General features: G+C 64.2%; 24 protein-coding genes. 17 read left to right on the plus strand and 7 right to left on the minus strand.

Annotation, left to right across the window (positions count from 1 at the left end; genetic code table 11):
- Window positions 1–84 precede the first annotated feature (84 nt).
- The 5 genes from I6F24_RS36235 to I6F24_RS36255 are packed head-to-tail and all read left to right on the plus strand — an operon-like array spanning window position 85 to window position 4,339.
- Entirely contained in the window at window positions 85–1,290 is a 1,206-nt protein-coding gene (locus I6F24_RS36235; RefSeq protein ID WP_225139231.1) for an LLM class flavin-dependent oxidoreductase, read from the plus strand.
- Between the two features lie 46 nt (window positions 1,291–1,336).
- Window positions 1,337–2,506, plus strand: coding sequence for a DUF3618 domain-containing protein (locus tag I6F24_RS36240; protein ID WP_346656950.1), 1,170 nt, complete (start codon window positions 1,337–1,339; stop codon window positions 2,504–2,506).
- Between the two features lie 11 nt (window positions 2,507–2,517).
- Complete coding sequence (locus tag I6F24_RS36245; protein WP_036022119.1) at window positions 2,518–3,195, plus strand: hypothetical protein; 678 nt, start codon at window positions 2,518–2,520, stop codon at window positions 3,193–3,195.
- Window positions 3,192–3,608, plus strand: coding sequence for a phage holin family protein (locus tag I6F24_RS36250; RefSeq protein ID WP_036022122.1), 417 nt, complete (start codon window positions 3,192–3,194; stop codon window positions 3,606–3,608). The genes I6F24_RS36245 and I6F24_RS36250 overlap by 4 nt, the downstream gene beginning before the upstream one ends.
- Complete coding sequence (locus I6F24_RS36255) at window positions 3,605–4,339, plus strand: hypothetical protein (RefSeq protein WP_225149211.1); 735 nt, start codon at window positions 3,605–3,607, stop codon at window positions 4,337–4,339. The genes I6F24_RS36250 and I6F24_RS36255 overlap by 4 nt, the downstream gene beginning before the upstream one ends.
- 84 nt (window positions 4,340–4,423) lie before the next feature.
- Here I6F24_RS36255 and I6F24_RS36260 read toward each other — a convergent pair whose 3' ends face one another.
- The 3 genes from I6F24_RS36260 to I6F24_RS36270 form a co-directional block, all read right to left on the minus strand.
- Entirely contained in the window at window positions 4,424–4,903 is a 480-nt protein-coding gene (locus I6F24_RS36260; RefSeq protein WP_225126236.1) for a DUF2269 domain-containing protein, read from the minus strand.
- A complete protein-coding gene (locus tag I6F24_RS36265) occupies window positions 4,903–6,177 on the minus strand; it encodes an SDR family oxidoreductase (RefSeq protein ID WP_225149210.1) in 1,275 nt (424 codons plus the stop codon). Before I6F24_RS36265 ends, I6F24_RS36260 begins: the two co-directional genes overlap by 1 nt.
- A 157-nt stretch (window positions 6,178–6,334) precedes the next feature.
- Complete coding sequence (locus I6F24_RS36270) at window positions 6,335–7,240, minus strand: LysR family transcriptional regulator (RefSeq protein ID WP_225149209.1); 906 nt, start codon at window positions 7,238–7,240, stop codon at window positions 6,335–6,337.
- 101 nt (window positions 7,241–7,341) lie between these two features.
- Between I6F24_RS36270 and I6F24_RS36275 the strand changes: the two genes are divergently transcribed.
- The gene (locus tag I6F24_RS36275) at window positions 7,342–7,608 is read left to right on the plus strand and encodes a hypothetical protein (protein WP_141697582.1); all 267 of its coding nucleotides are present in this window, start codon (window positions 7,342–7,344) and stop codon (window positions 7,606–7,608) included.
- 195 nt (window positions 7,609–7,803) lie between these two features.
- Complete coding sequence (locus I6F24_RS36280; RefSeq protein WP_225149208.1) at window positions 7,804–8,580, plus strand: LuxR C-terminal-related transcriptional regulator; 777 nt, start codon at window positions 7,804–7,806, stop codon at window positions 8,578–8,580.
- A gap of 328 nt (window positions 8,581–8,908) precedes the next feature.
- On the opposite strand, the gene I6F24_RS36285 is transcribed toward I6F24_RS36280, so the two are convergent.
- A complete protein-coding gene (locus I6F24_RS36285; RefSeq protein ID WP_225149207.1) occupies window positions 8,909–9,811 on the minus strand; it encodes a tetratricopeptide repeat protein in 903 nt (300 codons plus the stop codon).
- A gap of 31 nt (window positions 9,812–9,842) precedes the next feature.
- Window positions 9,843–10,238 (minus strand): hypothetical protein, encoded by a 396-nt coding sequence (locus I6F24_RS36290; RefSeq protein ID WP_225149206.1) that lies wholly within the window; start codon window positions 10,236–10,238, stop codon window positions 9,843–9,845.
- A gap of 218 nt (window positions 10,239–10,456) precedes the next feature.
- Between I6F24_RS36290 and I6F24_RS36295 the strand changes: the two genes are divergently transcribed.
- A complete protein-coding gene (locus tag I6F24_RS36295; RefSeq protein WP_225126226.1) occupies window positions 10,457–10,840 on the plus strand; it encodes a hypothetical protein in 384 nt (127 codons plus the stop codon).
- Window positions 10,841–10,889: 49 nt separating this feature from the next.
- Here the strand turns inward: I6F24_RS36295 and I6F24_RS36300 are convergent, their stop codons facing one another.
- Together I6F24_RS36300 and I6F24_RS36305 are read right to left on the minus strand one after the other, a co-directional pair.
- Window positions 10,890–11,093, minus strand: coding sequence for a hypothetical protein (locus I6F24_RS36300; protein ID WP_050995847.1), 204 nt, complete (start codon window positions 11,091–11,093; stop codon window positions 10,890–10,892).
- 127 nt (window positions 11,094–11,220) lie between these two features.
- Window positions 11,221–12,333 (minus strand): helix-turn-helix transcriptional regulator, encoded by a 1,113-nt coding sequence (locus I6F24_RS36305; protein WP_036022142.1) that lies wholly within the window; start codon window positions 12,331–12,333, stop codon window positions 11,221–11,223.
- A 314-nt stretch (window positions 12,334–12,647) separates the two neighbouring features.
- Here I6F24_RS36305 and I6F24_RS36310 point away from each other — a divergent pair, with 314 nt between their 5' ends.
- The 9 genes from I6F24_RS36310 (at window position 12,648) to I6F24_RS36345 (ending at window position 19,469) form a co-directional block, all read left to right on the plus strand.
- A complete protein-coding gene (locus tag I6F24_RS36310; protein ID WP_036022145.1) occupies window positions 12,648–12,875 on the plus strand; it encodes a hypothetical protein in 228 nt (75 codons plus the stop codon).
- A gap of 116 nt (window positions 12,876–12,991) precedes the next feature.
- Window positions 12,992–14,158, plus strand: a complete 1,167-nt coding sequence (locus tag I6F24_RS36315; RefSeq protein WP_225149205.1) for a cytochrome P450 — start codon at window positions 12,992–12,994, stop codon at window positions 14,156–14,158.
- A gap of 524 nt (window positions 14,159–14,682) precedes the next feature.
- The gene (locus I6F24_RS36320; RefSeq protein ID WP_225149204.1) at window positions 14,683–15,633 is read left to right on the plus strand and encodes a sulfonate ABC transporter substrate-binding protein; all 951 of its coding nucleotides are present in this window, start codon (window positions 14,683–14,685) and stop codon (window positions 15,631–15,633) included.
- A 2-nt stretch (window positions 15,634–15,635) separates the two neighbouring features.
- Window positions 15,636–15,758: a hypothetical protein gene (locus I6F24_RS37725; RefSeq protein WP_260344179.1), complete on the plus strand. Its 123-nt coding sequence runs from the start codon at window positions 15,636–15,638 to the stop codon at window positions 15,756–15,758.
- A 9-nt stretch (window positions 15,759–15,767) separates the two neighbouring features.
- Window positions 15,768–16,931 carry an FMNH2-dependent alkanesulfonate monooxygenase gene (ssuD, locus tag I6F24_RS36325; protein ID WP_225149203.1) on the plus strand — a complete coding sequence of 388 codons (1,164 nt, stop codon included), beginning with the start codon at window positions 15,768–15,770 and terminating at the stop codon, window positions 16,929–16,931.
- On the plus strand, window positions 16,928–17,734 hold the full coding sequence (gene ssuC / locus I6F24_RS36330; RefSeq protein WP_035999023.1) for an aliphatic sulfonate ABC transporter permease SsuC: 807 nt from the start codon (window positions 16,928–16,930) through the stop codon (window positions 17,732–17,734). Before ssuD ends, ssuC begins: the two co-directional genes overlap by 4 nt.
- Before the next feature lie 20 nt (window positions 17,735–17,754).
- Entirely contained in the window at window positions 17,755–18,603 is an 849-nt protein-coding gene (locus tag I6F24_RS36335) for an ATP-binding cassette domain-containing protein (protein WP_036022154.1), read from the plus strand.
- Between the two features lie 34 nt (window positions 18,604–18,637).
- Window positions 18,638–19,219, plus strand: a complete 582-nt coding sequence (locus tag I6F24_RS36340; RefSeq protein WP_036022156.1) for a flavin reductase family protein — start codon at window positions 18,638–18,640, stop codon at window positions 19,217–19,219.
- 94 nt (window positions 19,220–19,313) lie between these two features.
- Complete coding sequence (locus tag I6F24_RS36345) at window positions 19,314–19,469, plus strand: hypothetical protein (RefSeq protein ID WP_035999067.1); 156 nt, start codon at window positions 19,314–19,316, stop codon at window positions 19,467–19,469.
- Window positions 19,470–19,526 lie beyond the last annotated feature (57 nt).

The raw sequence follows: 19,526 nt of genomic DNA on the forward strand, positions 1-19,526 counted from the left end.
CACGTGGCGGAATTGCGCATCCGTAGACAGCGTCGCCTCGCGCATTAAGATGCCGTTAACAACAACAAGCGGGAGAGCGACGCCATGAAGTTCGGCATCTTCTACGAGCTGCAGCTGCCGCGGCCCTGGGCGGCCGGCGACGAACTCGCCCTTTATCAGAATGCGCTCTCGCAGATGGAGCTCGCCGACAAGCTCGGCTACGACCATGCCTGGGTGGTCGAGCATCACTTCCTCGAAGAATATTCGCACTCGCCCTCGCCGGAATCGTTCCTGGCTGCCGCAAGCCAGCGCACCAAGAACATCCGGCTCGGCCACGGCATCCTCCAGCTCACCACCAACCATCCGGCGCGCGTCGCCGAGCGCGTCGCGGTGCTGGATCTGCTCTCGAACGGCCGCTGCGAGTTCGGCATGGGCGAGAGCGCCTCGATCACCGAGCTCGAGCCGTTCGGCCGCGACATGGAGACCAAGAAGGAGGTGTTCGAGGAGGCGGTCGCGGCCATCTTCCCGATGTTCAAGGACGCAGGCTCAGAGCATCACGGCAAATATTTCGACATCCCCTTGCGCAACGTCGTGCCCAAGCCGGTGCAGAAGCCGCACCCGCCGCTGTGGATGGCCTGCTCGCAGCTGCCGACCATCGAGCGCGCCGGCCGCCACGGCTTCGGTGCGCTCGGCTTCCAGTTCGTCAGCGCCGATGCCGCGCATGCCTGGGTGCACGCCTATTACAACGCCATCACCAAGCGGCTGCACAAGCTCGCCGACTACGAGATCAATCCGAACATGGCGCTGGTCTCGTTCTTCATGTGCGCGAAGACGGATGAAGAGGCGCGCGCCCGCGCCGACGGCGCCACCTTCTTCCAGTTTGCGCTGCGCTTCTACGGCGCCGCGCAGAACCGCCAGCGCCCCGCGCCCTACACCGTCAACATGTGGGACGAGTACAACAAGTGGAAGCGCGACAATCCGCAAGCCCAGGAGGCGGCGCTGCGTGGCGGCCTGATCGGCTCACCCGACACGATCCGAAGGAAGCTGAAGCGCTTCCAGTCCTCGCACATCGACCAGGTCATCCTGCTCAACCAGGCCGGCAAGAACAGCCACGAGCATATCTGCGAGTCGCTGGAGCTGTTCGGCCGCGAGGTGATGCCGGAGTTCCAGAACGATCCGGCGCAGGCGGCCTGGAAGCAGGGCGTGATGAGCGGCGAGATCGAGCTGGAAGAGATCGATACCGAGGCTTTCACCGATCGCTACGGCAAGCTGGCGATCAACGTGGCCCCCGCGAAGGCGGCGGCGGGGTAGCCTGTAAGCAACGACAGGTCCTGCTTCCTGGTGCTGAAGCGGTGCGGTGAGCCGCGCATCAGTGCGGCGTTTTGACCCGGAGCAGACCTTTCGAACCCTTCCGCATCCAGCAATGGCTAGGCGGCCGAGGTCGCGCGCCGTTGCGCTGCTTCACGCATATCGTCGTCCCGGCAAGCGCCCAAGCGGCGCGAGGAACGATTCAACACAGCGTGAGTTCGACCTCAAATCTAAGAAACAAAGGCAAGAGGGTAACGCGATGACACGATCCGTGGAGGAGTTGAGACGCGAGTCCGAGCGTAGCCGCGCCGAGCTGGCGGCAACGGTCGGACGGTTGAAGGAGCAGATATCGGACACCGCCGAGGACATTCGCCACAAGGTCTCGCCGCAGCACATCAAATCCGAAGTTACCGAATACGTCAGCCACAAGACCCAGAGCTGGGTCGAAGGGCTCAAGCAACAGATCATGGACAACCCGATGCGCGCAGTCGCCGCGGGCGCCGCAGTCGGCATTCCGTTGCTTCGGTTGGTGCGAGGTACGCCGTTGCCACTTCTCATGATCGGCGCAGGACTCGCTCTGACCTCGAAGACGGTGCGCGATCGTGCTGCAGACGTCACCGGCCCGGTCTTGGACAAAGCCGGGCACATGCTTGAGGGGGTGGCCGAGAGCGCACGGGCGATGCAGGGTGACGCCAAGGAGACGCTATCCTCCGCGCAAAGCCGAACCGCTGGCATGGTTGATGACGCGCAGGAGAAGGCCGCCGGCATTGCCGCCGATCTGCGGGAGAGCGCGGCGCGTGCTGCCAGTTTTGCGAGTGAAAAGCTCAAGAGTGGCATGAATGCAACCAGGGATGCCGCCGCGAGCGCGCCTGACCAGGCCCGGCAGGCCATTGGCGACAATGCTGCGCTCATCGGCGGCCTGGGCATCGCGATCGGCGCCATCATTGCGGCTGCTCTTCCCGAGACCAAGGTCGAAGCTAAGGTTATGGGCCGGACGAGCGACGAGGTGAAGCAGGCTGCTGCCGCCGCGGCGCAATCCGGGTTCGAGGCCGCGAAAGACGCCACCACGTCGGCGGCCGATGCTGCGGTGCAAAGGGTCGCCGATGCTGATCTCGGCACCCATGCCAGCCGCATGACGCAGAACATGGCGGACACTCTGAAGGAGGCTGCGGACGACGTGGTCAAAGCTGCCTTTAGCCCCTCTCAAACCAACACCTGAAGGAAACCATCATGAGCGATTTGGACCCGCAGAACGTGAAGCAGTTCACAAAGAACCAGGACAAGGGCACCGCGAAGGACATGAAAGAGCAGATCGGCGATGCCGGAGCGGAGATGAAGCAGCGCGCCGGCGACGCGTTCCGGGCATCGGCCGACGTCGCGCGAGACAAGTTCGGCGAGGCCGCGGATGCAGCAAAGGGCGTCGCGGACGGAACCATGGACCAGATTCAGAGCCAGGCGCGCGAACAGCAGCGATCGGGCGCCGATTTCGTCGAGCGCCTCGCGGCCAACATCCGCGAGGCCGGACGGGCTTTCGAGAGCGACGTACCGTTCGCCGCACGCGGCATCGGTTCGGCGGCGGACTATGTCGAGGATGCCGCCCAGAAGATTCGGGACGGAAGCTTCCGAGATCTTGTCGCAGGCGCGACCGATTTCGCCAAACGTCAGCCGGCCGCCTTTCTTGGCATATCGGTGCTGGCTGGCTTCGCGGCCGTTCGCTTCCTGAAGGCATCGGGCGGACAGTCGTCATCCCAAGGGCAGCGCAACACCCCCGGCAGCACGTCGGGGAGCGGGCAAACGTCGGGCGGGAGACCGTTTTCGGCGGGAGAGCAAAACTGGAATCGGGAGTCCGGGACCCGTAACCCCCATACGCAACAATCCTCATCCTTCCAGGGCAGCACGTTACCATGAGCATCGAGCGCGATATCAAAACCAGCAAAAGCGAGTTCAGGGAAATCTCGACGCTGCTCGGCGATGCCATGTCGCAGTTCGCCAAGCTGTTCCAGAACGAGATCGACCTGGCAAAGGCAGAAGTTGGCGAGAAGCTCCAGAAGATCGGCGGCGCCGTCGGCTTGATCGTAGGCGGCGCCGTTCTGGTGATCCCGGCCATCGTCATGGCCTTGTTTGCCCTCTCGGCCGCATTGATCTCCGCAGGATGGTCGCAGCCACTGTCATATCTGACATCGGCAGTCATCGCTGCGGCCATCGCCGCCGCGCTGGTGGCCATGGGCATGAACCGGCTTGATATGCGTCAGCTGGCTCCCCGCGAAACGATCGGCCAGCTGGAAAAAGACAAGGACACCGTGAAGGGAATGGTGCGATGAGCAGCACGAAAACCGGTTTTATCGACAATCTGGTAACGGCCGCCAGGGACAATCCGCTTGCCGCGGCCCTCATCGGAGGCGGCGCGCTTTGGCTATTGGCCGGCGACCAGAAGTTAAAGACTGTAGCGCGTTCTGCTGCCGAGGCCGTCGAACCCGTTGCCGACTTAGGGACGCGCGGCTTCAGCTCGGCAGCATCCGCGATCAAGCGGACCGTGGCGCCGCCGACCGCCCCCGAAATGGACAACGACGGCTCGCAAGGGTTCGGGGAGACCCTGCGTGGCGCGACCGCCGCCACTTCCGATACTGTCTCGCAGGCCGCCGAGGGCGTCCGGGATCGTTTCGACGAGGGCGTCGCCTTCGCGCAGGAGCAATTCAGCAAGCTGAGCAATGCGCTTCCGACCAAGGACACCATGACGAGTGCGAAGTCGTCACTGGCGGACATGCTGGAGCGGCAACCGCTCGTGCTGGGGGTCGTGGGCATCGCGATTGGTGCGGCCGTGGCGGGCGCGTTCCGCGCCTCCGAGATCGAGAACCAGTATATCGGAGACGTCAGCGACGACGTGAAGGCCGACCTGAACCGGCGCGCCGGTGCGGTCTCGCAGGCCATGCGCGAAGCCTCGGACACGGTTGTCTCGGAAATCAGCGATACCGGCGCCGAGATTGTGGACCGAGTCAAGCAGGCCGGGATGGACGCCGCGGCAGCTGCCCGCGCCGAGGTGAAGGCTCCGTAGAGAGGCGACGGAGAGCGGGGTGCGCTGGCCACGCGCCTCGCTCTGGTTAGGTGATCAGGCAGGTGGGTTGTCCTGAAGGCGAACCTAATCCCAGTATGGAATGGCCGGACGGGCGATCATCAGCCAGAAGATCATCAGCACGGCCGCGAACGCCGGAAAGCCGAAGGCGAACCACCACCAGAACAGACGGTGATAGCGGGCGGGCAGCTTGCCGTTGCTCGCGACCGCTGCGACGGCGAGATCGCGCATTTGCATCTGCATCCACACCACCGGCAGCCAGAAGGCGCCGATCACGAGATACAGTGCAATCGACGCCGCCACCCAGCCGTCGCCGAGGGAATACCCGCTCGACCAGGCGAGCCATGTCCCGGTGATCGGCTGCAGGATCACGGCACTCGCCGTGAACAGGAAGTCGGCCAGCACCACCGTCCGCGCGACGCCCGCGATCTCGCGCGGGTCGCCGCGCAGATGCGCCACCAGCATGAAGAAGGCGATGCCGGCCCCGGTGCCGAGCAGCACGGCAGCGCCGATGATGTGCGCCATCTTCACGAGGAAGTAGAGCATCAGCGATCCTCGCGGATGGCCATGGCGACCAGGTTGAGCATGATCACCGGCCAGATCTTCAGCATCGGTCCCAGCGGATCGGCCCACAGTCGCGGCACCAGGACGGTGCCGATCACGGCATAGGTGAGCGAGATGATCAGTGCGGCCCAGAGTCCGTAGCGGCTCAGAGGTCGCCAGAGAATGGCGATGCCGATGACGATGTCGGCGAGCGCGCCCGCGGTGACGACGAGCGCCGCGACGTTCCCTTGCAGCCCGCCTTCAAGCAGCAACGACATGCCGATATTCCAGCCCGCGCTCAGCGAGATGATGCCGGTGGCGATCCAGAACGCGCCGAAGACGCCAAAGATCAGCGGCTTGAGCGCATACAGCTGTGCAAACCAGCGTTCCTGCACCGACGCAGGCTCGCGTGCGAGCGCGACTTCGAGATCGCGCGGTGGAGTGCCGGTCAATCGACGCCAGGGCTCGGGATCGCCGGTCGCACCGCGGCGCATTTCCGCCTGTGCCGTCGTGTTGATGGGCGTTGGCCATCCCAGCATCTGCGCAACGTCGCCCGCACGATAGGCAAATGAAGCCGCCCAGCGCGGCAGCTGCAGGCGATAGGCCGGGCGCCAGCGCAGCCAGGCGCGAAACAGCGCGACCGCATCGCTGAAGGCGATCCGCCGCGGGCCGGCCAGATCGACCGCGACCCGTGAAGGCGCGCCGGGCTGCAGGAAGAACAGCACGGTCTCAACGACGTCGTCGAGATGCACCGGTTGAATCGCCGCCGTGTCCGGCATGACCGGCAGAACCGGCAGCGCCGCCAGCCCGCGCAGCAGCGCGCTGCCACCATAGGCGGGCCGGCCGACCACGACAGAAGGCCGCAGCACCACCCAATCGAGCTCCCGCGCCATCAAGGCGGCTTCGCCCTCGCGCTTGGTGCGGGAAAAATCGCTGAGCGCATCGACATTGCTGCCGATTGCCGAGAACAGGATGACCCTGCGGACCCCGGCGGTCTCGCAGGCCGCATAGAGTGCCGCGCTGCCGGCGACATGAACGCCTTGCATGTCCTGTCCCTGCAGCGCACCCGCTGCATTGATCACGGCATCGACGCCGGCGAGAAGGCCCTTCCATTTCGACACATCGGTGGTCCGGGCGACGTCGAGCGCGACGTGGCGAGGATCGTGCGCCGCCGCGGGATGACGCGACACCAAGATGCAGTCATGTCCTTCGGCGGACAGCCTGGCGTGGATCGCCGATCCGATAAGTCCTGTAGCCCCGACGAGAAGGATGCGCATCGACTGATCCTTCGATGAGCGGCCTGGGCAACGCCCTGATCAAGCCTTGAAGATACGGACCAATAAAGCGGGGCTGCAATCGTTCCTCGCGGGGGAACTGATGGGTTTGGCTGCAGGCAGAGAACCGGACACCCCGCCCCGCGCAGCTCCCTTGAAGTCAATGGCGGATGATCGAAAGGGTACGGAGCGACGCAGCGGCGTGATCCGCGAATGCCCTCACAGCCGGTGCGGTGCGCCGGGAACCGGGAATCACGACTTGAACCGGTACGGCCGGCGGCTCATAGGCCGGAAGAAGACGCACGAGCTTGCCTGACGAAATCTCGGCTTCGACCTGATAGGATAACAGTCGAGCGATGCCTTGGCCCGATGTCACGGCGGCAATGACCGTGTCGAGATCTGTCGTCATGAGGCGCGGCATCATGCGAACCGTGTGCAAGCGACCTCGATTCTGAAAACGCAGTTCGGTCGGCCCCGCAAATCCGGAAAAGAACACGACATCGTGCTTCGGTATGTCTCGCGGATGTCGAAGCTCAGGTTGCCTGCGCAAGTAGGAAGGGCTGGCGACCAGGACGCGACGGACCGACCCCACTGATCTGACGACGAGGCGCGAGTCGCGCGGCTGACCTATCCTGACCGCAACATCGATGCCTTCACTGATCAGGTCGAGCGACCTTTCACCCATGACGAGCTCGATACGGATCGCCGGATGAGCGTTAAGGAAGCTCGATACGATCGGGGCGACATGACGGCGTCCGAAGATGGTGGGAGCGGCTATTCGCAGGATACCGTGCAGCGGAGCCCCCTCCGTCTCGACAAGCCTGCTCATGACGGTCGAGTAGCCGTTGACCAGCTCGCGGGCGCGCTCAGCAAAGTGGCGTCCGGCATCCGTCGGTGCAAGGCGGCGGGTTGTTCGCTCCACCAATCGTCTTCCGACCCTTTCCTCGAGGGCCGCAAGCGCGCGAGTGACCGCGGGAGGCGAACGCTTCAATCGCTTTGCTGCGCCTACCAGACTTCCAACCTCAACTATCGCGACGAATGTCGCAAGTTCATCGAGCCTGTCCATCGGATCATTCCCCGAAATGGAATTGTGACTTTCAGCATTAATTCTAGTGCAATTCAGGAGGTCGTAATAGCCTTCGAATGCGGTCGGCAGCGGAGGCGATCATGATCGCGGCAGCGCGAGAGGCCATAAAGGCTGATAACGCAGACGCAGTGCTCGCGTTTTTCAACGAGCATCAGTGCCCCGCCTTTGTTTCGCAACTCGTTTCGAAAGGTGCCCTCATGCCCGCAGCATTGGAATTTCTGTTGTGGTGTGTCGCGCTCGCAACGTGGCTGATGCTTCTTTGCGCGCTGGTCAGTGAGCGCTTGAAGCGGCTCTCAAAGCTTTTCAGTCATCTGCGCGAGATTGCTTTCAGGCACAGGGTGAAGTGACTCGGTGGGGCCATCGGATCAGCCTCATCTGAGAAAATCGCGACGATGCGGTCTCGAAGGGGGAGGCGCAGCGTGAGACCCGCCAATGGTGTCTGCAACAGCCGAGCGGCCCTGGGCGGCGGTGCTCGTGAGCGCTTCCGGTAAGATTCCGTTGCTGCTATCCTCTCGCAAAAGAGCGTCTTGCGGAGGAATACGGTGCGACCCAACGGGACAACCTTTCATCCGTCGGCCGGCGATGTCACGCCCGCGGTGCTCGCCATCGGCCGCTCCGATTTTCCCGATGTGCTCATCGACACGCTGCGCCGGCAGGCCGATGTCGGCCATTGCATGGTGTTCGCGCTGAGCCGGGCAGGCGCGGCAAGCTGCCTGCTCGATGCCGGCAACATCCCGATCGGCGCCGATCTCGGCGCCGCCTATGCCGGCCAGTTCCACGAAACGGATCCCAACCGCGATGCGCTGTTCGAAGGCGAGGGCGGCGCGCCGATCATGCTGCCTCGCTTCGCGCCGCGCATGTACGGCGCGCGCTATCGCAAGATCTTCTTCCAGGATTCCGGCATCGTCGACAAATGTGCGACCGCGATCTGGACCGCTGACACCTGCTTCTACGTCAACTTCTATCGGATCGCCGCGCAGGGCCGCTTCAGCGCCGCCCAGCGCGAGCGGCTCGGGGCGATCGCACCGGCGATCGCAGCCAGCGTCGCCCGCCATTTCCAGGAGAAGCCGACGTCCGATCTTGCGTCCCTGTTCGCGACGCGCAAGCCGCTCTCCGCGCTCACCCTGCGCGAGCAGGAGGTCTGCCGCCATATCCTCGGAGGCTTCAGCTCGGAGGCGATTTCGCAGGCGCTCGGCATCAGCCTGCATTCGATCCTGACCTACCGCAAGCGCGCCTATGAGCGGCTCGGCATCTCCTCGCAGAGCGAATTGTTTGCGATCGTGCTGCGCCTGCTGACGGGTCCGCGCGGCCTGAACTAGGGGCTCCAAGTCCGCGATGTCCGTATCCATCCAATTTTAGCATTTGATTGGATCTGTAGTTGAAGCATTTGGCCTATTATCGGATGCGATTGCGGCGCGTAGGGCGGATCCGAGGATGAGAACATGCCAGACTGGCTTCTTGCACTTATCTGCTTGGTCGCCTTGCTGGGATTCATTGGCTACGCCTTTTACCAGGGCATGAGGGTCCCGCCGGATCGAAACAATACGAACTTTGGACCCGGCCAGAATGATGGTTGGTCCGGCGGCTCTGACGGTCATTCCGGAAGTTAGCACACGTCGGCGGGGCCAAACGTCCGGCGAACCCGAGCTAACCCGACGATCGCTTCTCGACAGCCGCCGCGATTTTCTCCAGGGCGGCGTTTGTGTGCCGCAAGTCGACCAGCTGCTGTTCGCACATCTCGATGATCGTTCGTCCAGACCGCCATCCGAACGCCCGTGCGCCCCCTGGGCAACAAAGCCAGATCAGCGCTGCCAGAAAGACGCCGGCAGCGAGCCAGGATAGCGCCTGCTTCCGGTCGACGTCCGCGAAGGCCTGGCGGAGGTCGCCCTTGCGCAGGTACGCAATCGCGCGGCTGCCGTAGGCGGCATAGTCGTGGGCATATTCGGGATCAACTGCGATCACCCGGTTGTAGTCGGCAATGGCACGGTCAAAATCGCCTTTGGCAAAATAGGCGTTGCCCCGGGCCATGAGAGCGAAGCTATTGTTCGCATTCAGCTGGATGGTGGCGGTATAGTCGGCAATGGCGCGGTCGTTGTCCCCTTTCCTTTGATAGGCGTAGCCGCGCTCGCCGTATCCGACCCGCTTTCCATGGTCTGACAGGCCGGCTTCGAATGCCTGGTCGACGTCGGCTATTGCCCGGTCGTGGTCGTGCCGTTGGTTGTAGATGTGCGACCGGTTGAGCAGTGAGCCGCCAGCTTTCGGGTTTACCCGGATCGCCGCGGTGAAATCTTCAAGGGCGCGGTCATCGCGATCGGCGAAGCTTGTCCATGGCCAGGAACAGCCACGCGCATGATACAAACTCGACAGGTCTTCGCCGTTGTAGTCTCCGCTCTGGATCGCGCGTGTGCAGGCAGCGATGATCTCGGCAGAGGCTTCCTTCGTCCGTTCCAAACAGACTTGTCGATCGTCGGCAGCCGCTGGCCGGCTGACGACGGCGGCTGCGAGTGCCAGAACAACTAGCAGGATGTGGGCGGCAATGCCCGAGCGCATGACTTCGTCCCCGCGATGGCCGGTGTTCGCGCTAACCAGGAGACGGCTTTTCCAGAGCGGTCGCGATCCTCTCCAGCAATGCATTGGTTCGCCTGTTTTCCGCGACCTGCTGCTCGTATAGATCGACCCAGCTCGCCCCGGATGATGAGCGCCGGATCGTGCGCGAGTACCATAGCCAGGCGCCCACCAGCACCAGGAACGGCAACCAGGACACGATCAGATTAAAGACCCAGGATGAACCACCGCTTCCGCCTGGTGTGTTGGCGAACGCAAAGAAAACGACGAGAGCTCCGACGAGACTGACCCACAAGGCAATCAACAGAAGTCGAGATCGAAGCTTGGTCATTTCAGTCACGGCAGTTCCCTTTGGTCGGCTGACAAGGCCGATACTATCATTAGTTGATTTCTCCTCCATGCTCTCGCGCATGCGGTCGTTGCAACGTGGTTAGCCGTTTCTTTGCTGGACGCCTTGGCCATCATGACGCCCACCGTCACGAGGGCACACCGTGAAATTCGTTGCAATTGTCCGGATTGAGCCGGAAGCCGTCGTTGCCTTTCGCTCAGGACGTTCGCGCGGGGTCCCTCAGCGGAAATTAACGTTGCGTCGCCATCATGCTCGACATGCATTCCAAACGGCGTCGTCAAGTGCCCTATCTGGTTCACACCAACAGAGAGCTCGGCCTGATGCTCCGGGGCACCAAGCCCCTCGCATATTTCATGGATATCGTCGGCCAGGAGCCGGACATCTGTATTCGGTATTGGCGCATGTTCGATCGGCATGTCGCTGAAGGCCGCCTGACGAAGCGCGAGCTGATCGAGCCATGTCCTGGGGCGCCGCAGCTCGAATATCGGATGCTGTTCTACACATTGCCCGGTCACGAGTGGCGGATTGACGCCATGCTTGCGCTGCTGAACGAGCCCGGAGCCTGGTCCGATGATCGAGAACGGCGCTTCGGCGAATTGCTCGGTTACGAGACCTGGCAGATCGACCATTGGCTGACGCATGGTCGCTCGCCGACCGACGCTTAGCTTGCTGTCCCGCACACTGGCAACCCTGCAGCGCTCGAGGAGCCCCTTGCTATGCGGAAAGTCGGGAACGATAGGGCGCGGTGAGCAGCAGCATGAACAGCGCTCTCTCGGCCTGGTACTTTGCTGCGGGTCGACTGGCTTCCCGGCCCTGCATCACCACCGCGCCTTGAATGGTGCAGACGCTCCAGCTCCATGTCCTGCGCCTGCGCTGCGCCAGGGTCACTTCGAAAATCGGAAATTCCGGTCCCGCCATCGCCGCCGCTTCTCGCCAGACATCCAATTTGGGCGGAGTTGAACCCGGAGCGCCGGCCTGTGTCTTCACCCATTTGGGTGAAGCGAAGCTTGTCCCTGCCGACGCACGCCACCGGACAAGTCCGGCGTCAATCTCTCAGCGGTAATTTGGGGATCGCGCCGAAGAGGGCAGCTGCGCTCTTCTGGTTGCGCGTTCCCGTCTTGGCGAGGACGGCCTTGACCTGGGTGCGGATGGTTTCGCGGCTGAGCCCGTGATGTGCGGCGATGTCGCCGATCGTCTGTCCTTGCGCGATTCCGCGCGCAACGCGCGCCTCGCTCGGGGTGAGGTCGAACAGGCCGCGAATGAGGGCGAGGCTCGGGGCCTGTGAGGCGGTGACCGGCGTCGCGATGAGGAGGCCAACCGCTCCATCGAAGAGATCGCGGGCCTCGCCCGGCATCGAAACCAGATGAAGCACCACCCGATCGAGATCGCTGGCGCGACGCGCGGCGAAGGAGCACACGGCCTTGTCCGGCGCATCGAGTTGGGCGAGGCCGGCGCGCAGCAGGGTGTCGGCGGCGCGGTCCTTGATCGCGATCCGGTCCTTCGGCAACCATTGCAGAAGGTCGGTCATGGCTTCGATCAAGGCGTTGGCGGTCAGAACCCGCCCGGAGCGCGTGATCGCGAGGGCCGGCAAGCCGACCAGCGACAGCGCCTCGGTTGCCGCCCGCATCCGGGTGAGGCGCCAGCGTGTCGACAGCAAAGCCGCCCGCGCGAGATGGGGGCGAAAGCGGTCGAGAAAATCGAGATCCTGCCGCGAAAAGGCGGGGCGGCCGGCCAGTCTTTCCATGTGGAAGACGATGATCTCACCGGACGGGCTGCGGACCGCCGTCGCGCAGGCGTGTTCGAAGCCCCACTTCTTGTTCCATTCCACCCGATATGGATCGCGCTCCCATTCCTCCGGCGAAAATGCCTCGTGCTCGCCGACGAAGCCGGGGTGATCAAGCGCCAGGAGTCGCGGGGTCGTCTCCGTCCGGCTGGAGAGGTCGCCACGCAGGAACGCCGAGAAAGCCTCGCGGATCGACGGCGACGTCACGACACCATTCCAGACACCGGACCACTGATCGGAGTCCGAGGTGATCATGACCATGCCATGCGCGCCCGCGGCATGAGCGATGTTCTCCAGGACGTCCGGCCAGAGCTCCGGAACGGTCGCTGCCTCGTGGATGCGGTCCACGATCTGCTCGAAGTCGATGCCCGTCATTGCTGCGCTGGACCCATCAGATTCGACCGATCTTTCAGACGCGCGGCGTGCATTTCTGCAGCAGCCTTCGTGCTTCGCCCGCCCAAGGCCCTTGATACCAATCCGCTTCGGCGGAACCAATTGCTACTATTTCCCAAGCCGGCCCGGATGGACGGCTAGCAGAAATCATGTCCATATATCAACTATTTGACAGGTCAGAGGTTGTCCCGGCGGCTTTCAAGGTCGGTCTGATCCCGTAAGCCGGGGGCAGCGCTGAATGGACCACGGTTCTCGGCGCATCAACCTATCGGCGTTCGCGGATAGAGGAGGCGAGCATGATCCTCATATGGCTTGGAGTGCTCCTTGTTTTCGGCGGCGTACTCCAAATGGCGTTTCAGCCCATTTGGCGAGGTCGATTCAGTGGTGGGAAGTGGCTTCGCTCCGGACGTGACACGCTGGAGCCCGAAAGGCCCGGCAGCGGCTTCGGCGTCAAATCGAACTGGCCTGGACTTGTGATGGTCGCGCTTGGCGGCGCTTTCTTGCTGGCCGGAGCTGCCATCTGAGTTGAAAGCAGACAAAGGCAGCTTTTTGGGGCCCGCCTGTCCCAATCCATGGGGACAGACGGCGGCAACTGAAAGGCGCTAGCCTCGGCATCGAGGAGACGACAAGGGAGCGAAGCTTGAGCACCGCGCCGCGCATCGAGATCGACCCGGCTGCCTTCTGGGCCGACCCCTATCCGATGCTCGCCAAGATGCGGAAGGAGGCCCCGATCGCCTTCGTGCCGCAGCTCGGCTCGACGCTGCTGACGAGCCGCGACGACATCTCGATCTCGGAGAAGCAGATCGACGTGTTCTCCTCGCACCAGCCCGCCGGCCTGATGAACCGGCTGATGGGCCACAACATGATGCGCAAGGATGGCGAGGCGCATCTCGTCGAGCGCCGGGCGATGTTTCCGACGGTCTCACCGAAGACGGTGAAGGGCTACTGGACCGCACAGTTCCAGGCCCATGCGGATCGCATCATCGCTTCACTCGAACCGGGCCGGATCGATCTCATGCGCGACTTCGCGCTGCCGTTCTCCGGCGAATGCCTGAAGTCGATCACCGGCCTCACCAACATCGGCTTTCAGGACATGGACACGTGGTCGCAAGGCATGATCGAAGGCATCGCCAATTATGCCGGCGACCCTGAGGTCGAGGCGCGCTGTCATGCGGCGACCGCGGGCATCGACGCCGCGATCGACGACGTCCTGCCGGTGATGCGCAAGCATCCCGACCAGAGCATTTTGGGCGTGCTGCTCGCCTCGGACATGCCGATGGAGAGCGTGCGCGCCAACGTCAAGCTTGCCATCTCCGGCGGCCAGAACGAGCCGCGCAAGGCGATCGCCGGCACGGTCTGGGCGCTGCTGACCCATCCCGACCAGCTCGATCTGGTCCTGCGCGGCGAGGTGTCCTGGCTGCAGGCTTTCGAGGAATATGCCCGCTGGATCTCGCGGATCGGCATGTCGCCGCGCCGCATCGCAAAACCCTGGACCATTCGCGATGTGGCGTTCGAGCTCGACGAACGCGTATTCCTGATGTTCGGCTCCGCCAACCGCGACGAGAAGCATTTCGAGCGCGCGGACCAGTTCGACGTGCGGCGCGACACCTCCAAGAGCGTCGCCTTCGGCGCCGGCCCGCATTTCTGCGCCGGCGCCTTCGCCTCGCGCGCCATGATCGCCGACGTCGCGCTGCCGACATTGTTCGCGCGGGCCTCGCGCATCGAGCTCGCCGAGGACGAAGAGGTGCGGATCGGCGGCTGGGCCTTCCGCGGGCTGCAGAATCTGCCGGTGAGGTGGGAGCAATAGGCCGGTGGTGCTCGTGGCACGCCGCCCGTCACACGTTCGGTGTCATCGCCCGGCTTGACCGGGCGATCCAGTACTCCGAGACAGTTGTGGTTGAATCGCCGGGCCGCGGCGTACTGGATTCCCCGCCTTCGCGGGGAATGACGGCGAGAGGGTGGAGGGAGCTCCGCGCCTCGGCACCCACTACGAAATCATGCCATTCTGCCGCTGTTTTGCCCGACGAGTCAACCGCACTTCGGATAATACGTAAGTCGTTGTTTTCGCACGCCCGGCTACTGTGCATGGGGTTGTTTTGCGAATTTTATGTTCCGCCGGTCCGGGCCCGACCAAATCCGTGGAGCCCTCACATTCGCGTGCAGAAAAATTCCATCTTCATTCGCTTCGCCGCTTGAAAGATTAGTCACGCGCGCGGCATGCAGCGCAGTGCTCGCATCGCTATTTTCGCGGACGTCTCGACACTTCCGATGACGCGCACCATCATTCGGCAAACGTGAATGATGACGGCCGCACGCGGCCGGGAGTGTGGAATGCAGCGTCGAGACTTTCTGAAACTTTCGGTTGGAACTGCGGCCGCCGCCGCGTTCGCATCGTCTGCGATCGCGCAAGGGGCGGTGAAGGAAATTCGTATCGGCTACCAGAAGACCGGCGTGCTGGTCATCACGCGCCAGCAGGCTGCCCTGGAAAGACATTTCGCAGCCTCAGGCATCGAGGTGAAGTGGATCGAGTTCTCCTCGGGCCCGCCGATGATGGAGGCGATGAACGTCGGCAGCGTCGATTTCGGCGCGGTCGGAGATTCCCCGCCTGTGTTCGCCCAGGCCGCGGGCGCGGCGATCGTCTACGCCGCCGGTCAGCCCATCACCAACGGCCAGGGCATCCTGGTGCCCAAGGATTCGCCGATCCGCGACATCACCCATCTCAAGGGCAAGCGCATCGGCTTCACCAAGGGCTCCAGCGCCCACAACGTCGTGGTGCAGACGCTGGAGAAGGCCGGCCTCACCTATGCCGACATCACGCCGGTCTACCTGACGCCGCCGGATGCCGGCCCCGCCTTCGGCAATGGCAGCATCGAGGCCTGGGCGATCTGGGATCCCTATTTCGCCATCGGCGAGACCAAGCAGAACGGCCGCATCCTGATCAATGCGCGCGAGGTCACCAAGACCAATTCCTTCTACATCGCCAACCGGGAGTTCGCGAAGAACCATGGGGCGATCCTGCAGCAGATCGTTGACGTGACGACCGCGGCAGGCCAATGGGCCGAGCAGCACCGCGAGGAGGTCGCAAGATCGCTCGCTGCGATCACCGGCGTCCCCTTGGATATCCAGACCGTCGCCGCCAATCGCGCGAACTTCGTGGTCGGCCCCGTCACCGACGAGATCATCGCGACGCAGCAGGGCGTCGCCGACCGCTTCTACAAGCTCGGCCTGATCCCGAAGCCGATCGTCATTCGCGACATCGTCTGGCGCAACCCGGCAGCCTGACCGTGCCGACAACTCTTCCCGTTCAAAAAGGTCTGAACATGAAGCGCATCGTTCAACGCGTGATCGCAGCCATCGTGCTGTCGATCGGCATCGTCGCGGCCGCCGTCGGCACCACTTACGGCTAGGGGCAATCCATGAGCCAATCCAACGCCAACATCCTCTGGTTCCTGCCGACCCATGGTGACGGCCGCTATCTCGGCACCGGCATCGGCGGCCGCGAGGTCAACTTCAACTATCTGCGCCAGATCGCGCAGGCCGCCGATCAGCTCGGCTATTTCGGCGTGCTGTTGCCGACCGGGCGGTCCTGCGAGGATTCCTGGATCGTTGCGTCCTCGGTCGCGCCGTTCACCGAGCGGCTGCGCTATCTCGTCGCCGTTCGTCCCGGCCTGCAATCGCCGAGCGTGGCCGCGCGCATGACCGCGACGCTTGATCGCGTCTCGAACGGCCGGCTCCTCGTCAACGTCGTCACCGGCGGCGATCCCGTCGAGAACAAGGGCGACGGCATCTTCCTCGGCCACGACGAGCGCTACGAGGTCACCCGCGAGTTCCTCAACGTCTACAGCGACCTGCTCGCCGGCAAGACGGTGAACGTCGAGGGCAAGCACATCCGCATCGAGGGCGGCAAGCTGCTGTTTCCGCCCGTGCAGTCGCCGCGCCCCCCGCTGTATTTCGGCGGCTCCTCCGATGCCGGCATCGACGTCGCGGCGGACACCGTCGACAAATATCTCACCTGGGGCGAGCCGCCGGCGCTGGTCGCCGAGAAGATCGCGAAGGTGAGGGAGGTTGCCGCCGCTCGTGGCCGCAAACTCTCCTTCGGCATCCGCCTTCACGTCATCGTCCGCGAGACCAACGAAGAAGCCTGGCACGCCGCGAACGAGCTGATCAGGCATGTCAGCGACGACACCATCGCGCTGGCGCAGAAGAACTTTGCCCGTATGGACTCGGTCGGTCAGCACCGCATGGCGCAGCTCCACGGCGGCAAGCGCGACAAGCTCGAGATCGCGCCGAACCTGTGGGCCGGCGTCGGCCTCGTCCGCGGCGGCGCCGGCACGGCGCTGGTCGGCGACGCCCAGACGGTGGCGGCCCGCATCAAGGAGTACCAGGATCTCGGCATCGATACCTTCATCATGTCGGGCTACCCGCATCTCGAGGAAGCCTATCGCTTCGCCGAGCTGGTGTTTCCGCTGCTCGCGCTGGATCAGCCTTCCAACGTGACGAAGCTGCATTTCAACGGCGGTCCGTTCGGCGAGACCGTCGGCAGCGATTTCCGTCCGCAGCACCGGGTGTCGCAGTCATGAGCCTGATCGACAGCATTTCGCTTCCGCGCAGCATCCGCCTGCCGCGGGCCGACGGCCTGATCCAGTGGATCGTGCCGCTCGCCATCATCGCGGTCTGGCAGGTCGCGAGCGTCACCGGCTTCGTGCCGACGCGGGTGCTGCCGGCCCCGAGCGACGTCGTGCTCGCGGGCTGGAAGCTGCTGGTCTCCGGTGAGCTCGTCCGCAACATCTGGGTGTCGTTCTGGCGCGCCTCGGTCGGCTTTTTGATCGGCGGCAGCATCGGCTTCGCCTTCGGCCTCGCCAACGGCCTGTCGCAGCTCTCGGCCAGGCTCACCGATACCACCCTGCAGATGGTGCGCAACGTGCCGCATCTGGCGCTGATCCCGCTGGTCATCCTCTGGTTCGGCATCGACGAAAGCGCAAAGCTCTTCCTGGTGGCGCTCGGGGTGTTCTTCCCGATCTATCTCAACACGCTGCACGGCATCCGCACCGTCGATCCGCAGCTGATCGAGATGGGCCGCATCTACGGCATGACCGATGGCGAACTGTTCCGCCGCGTCATCTTCCCGGGCGCGCTGCCTTCGATCTTCGTCGGCATCCGCTTTGCGCTCGGCATCATGTGGCTGACGCTGATCGTCGCCGAGACCATCGCGGCCTCTTCCGGCCTCGGCTACATGGCGATGCAAGCGCGCGAGTTCATGCTGATCGACGTCGTCGTGCTCTCGATCCTGATCTACGCCCTGCTCGGCAAGCTCGCCGACAGCGCCTCCCGCGTGCTGGAGCGTCTGACGCTCTCCTGGCACCCCGCCTTCCAGAAACGTTGAGCGAAAATACTGGGAATCACATGCAGACAGCGCTTCGTACCTCTCTTCCCGAGACCGAGCTCGCCGGCCGCGCCACTTTCGCCCCTCACGCCCGCGTGGTGCGCGAGGAGCGGCAAGAAGAACACCGAGTTCAGGCCAGCGGCCTGCCGCTCAGCATCCGCGGCTTGCGCAAATCCTTCGGTGACAACGAGGTGCTGCGCGGCATCGACCTGCACATTCCCGCCGGCCAGTTCGTCGCGATCGTCGGCAAGAGCGGCTGCGGCAAGAGCACCCTGCTGCGCCTGATCGCCGGCCTCGACAAGATCGATGCGGGCAGCATCAGCTTCGGTCAGGAGATCCAGCCCGAGGACATCCGCGTGATGTTCCAGGAGCCGCGGCTGCTGCCCTGGGCCCGCGTGCTCGCCAATGTCGAGGTCGGCCTCGGCCGCGATCGTGCCTCGAGCGATGCGCATGCCCGCGCCGAGAAGGCGCTGATCGAGGTCGGCCTCGCCGACAAGCGCGATCAATGGCCCTCGGTGCTCTCAGGGGGCCAGAAGCAGCGCGTCGCGCTCGGCCGTGCGCTGGTCTCGCGCCCGCGCGTGCTCGCCTTCGACGAGCCGCTCGGCGCGCTGGATGCGCTGACCCGTATCTCAATGCAGCGCCTCTTGGAGCGGGTCTGGCGCGATCAGGGCTTTACCGCGATCCTGGTGACCCACGATGTCTCGGAAGCCGTGGCGCTGGCCGACCGCGTGCTCGTCATCGAGGAGGGCCGCATCGCCCATGACGTCACGGTTAACGCCGCCCGGCCGCGCCAGCGCGGCTCGGCCGAGCTTGCCGGGCTCGAAGGCTCCATCCTGAGCCACCTGTTGTCGGCGGACGATCGTACCTAAATAAAGGGAACCCCCGCTTGCGGGGAGTAGCGCCATGAATGTAGTGCCCCGCGAGCTCATGACCGAAATTCCCGTCTCGTCCGCCGATTTCCGCGGCGCCATGCGCCACCTCACCGGCGGCGTCAGCATCATCACGGCCGGGCGGGGCAAGGACATCTCCGGCATGACGGTGACCTCGGTCACCTCGCTGTCGGTCGAGCCGCCGACGCTGCTGGTCAGCATCAACCGCGACGCCTCGTCGTTTCCGCTGATCCGCCGCCACGGCGCCTTCGGCGTGAACATCCTCAATGCTGACCAACTCGACATTGCCGAACGCTTTGCCGGCAAGGGCGGGCTGAAGGGTGCGGATCGCTTTGCAGGCAGCCAGTGGGTGACGGCAGTCTCTGGTGTCCCGCTGCTGGTCGGCGCGCTCTCGGCCTTCGATTGCGAAGTCGAGGAGATCGTCGAGCGGCACTCGCACGGCATCGTCATCGGCCGTGTCCGGGACATCAGGAGCTCGACCCGCACCGCCGCGCTGGCCTATTGGCACGGCCAATATGTGGCGGTCGACCAGGACGAAGACGCGGCCCGGCTGGCCGATGTCAGCCTTCCCGCGCGCGGCCGGCGCGGCATTTGATCGCCGTCGGCGAGCCTCGCGCAAGGCTGGCCTTTTCCGCCTCGTCGCTCTAGAAGCGCTCCTGACTGTCCCGCCGGACGCATGGAGCGGAACGATGAAGCGCGTGGCTACCTTGATCTTCTACGCCATCGGCGCGCTCGCGATCGCCTATCTCGCGCTCTACGCCTACGCGATGTTCTCTGGCTCTCCGATCGTGCCGGGCGATCCCATCCACATCTTCCGCAAGCCGGATGCGCCGAGCTATTCGTGACGGTCTCGTAGGGTGGGCAACCCTTGCGCCGTGCCCACCATCTCTCCAAGGCAGCAA

The organism is Bradyrhizobium sp. BRP23 (genome assembly GCF_020194135.1).
Lineage (GTDB): Bacteria > Pseudomonadota > Alphaproteobacteria > Rhizobiales > Xanthobacteraceae > Bradyrhizobium > Bradyrhizobium yuanmingense.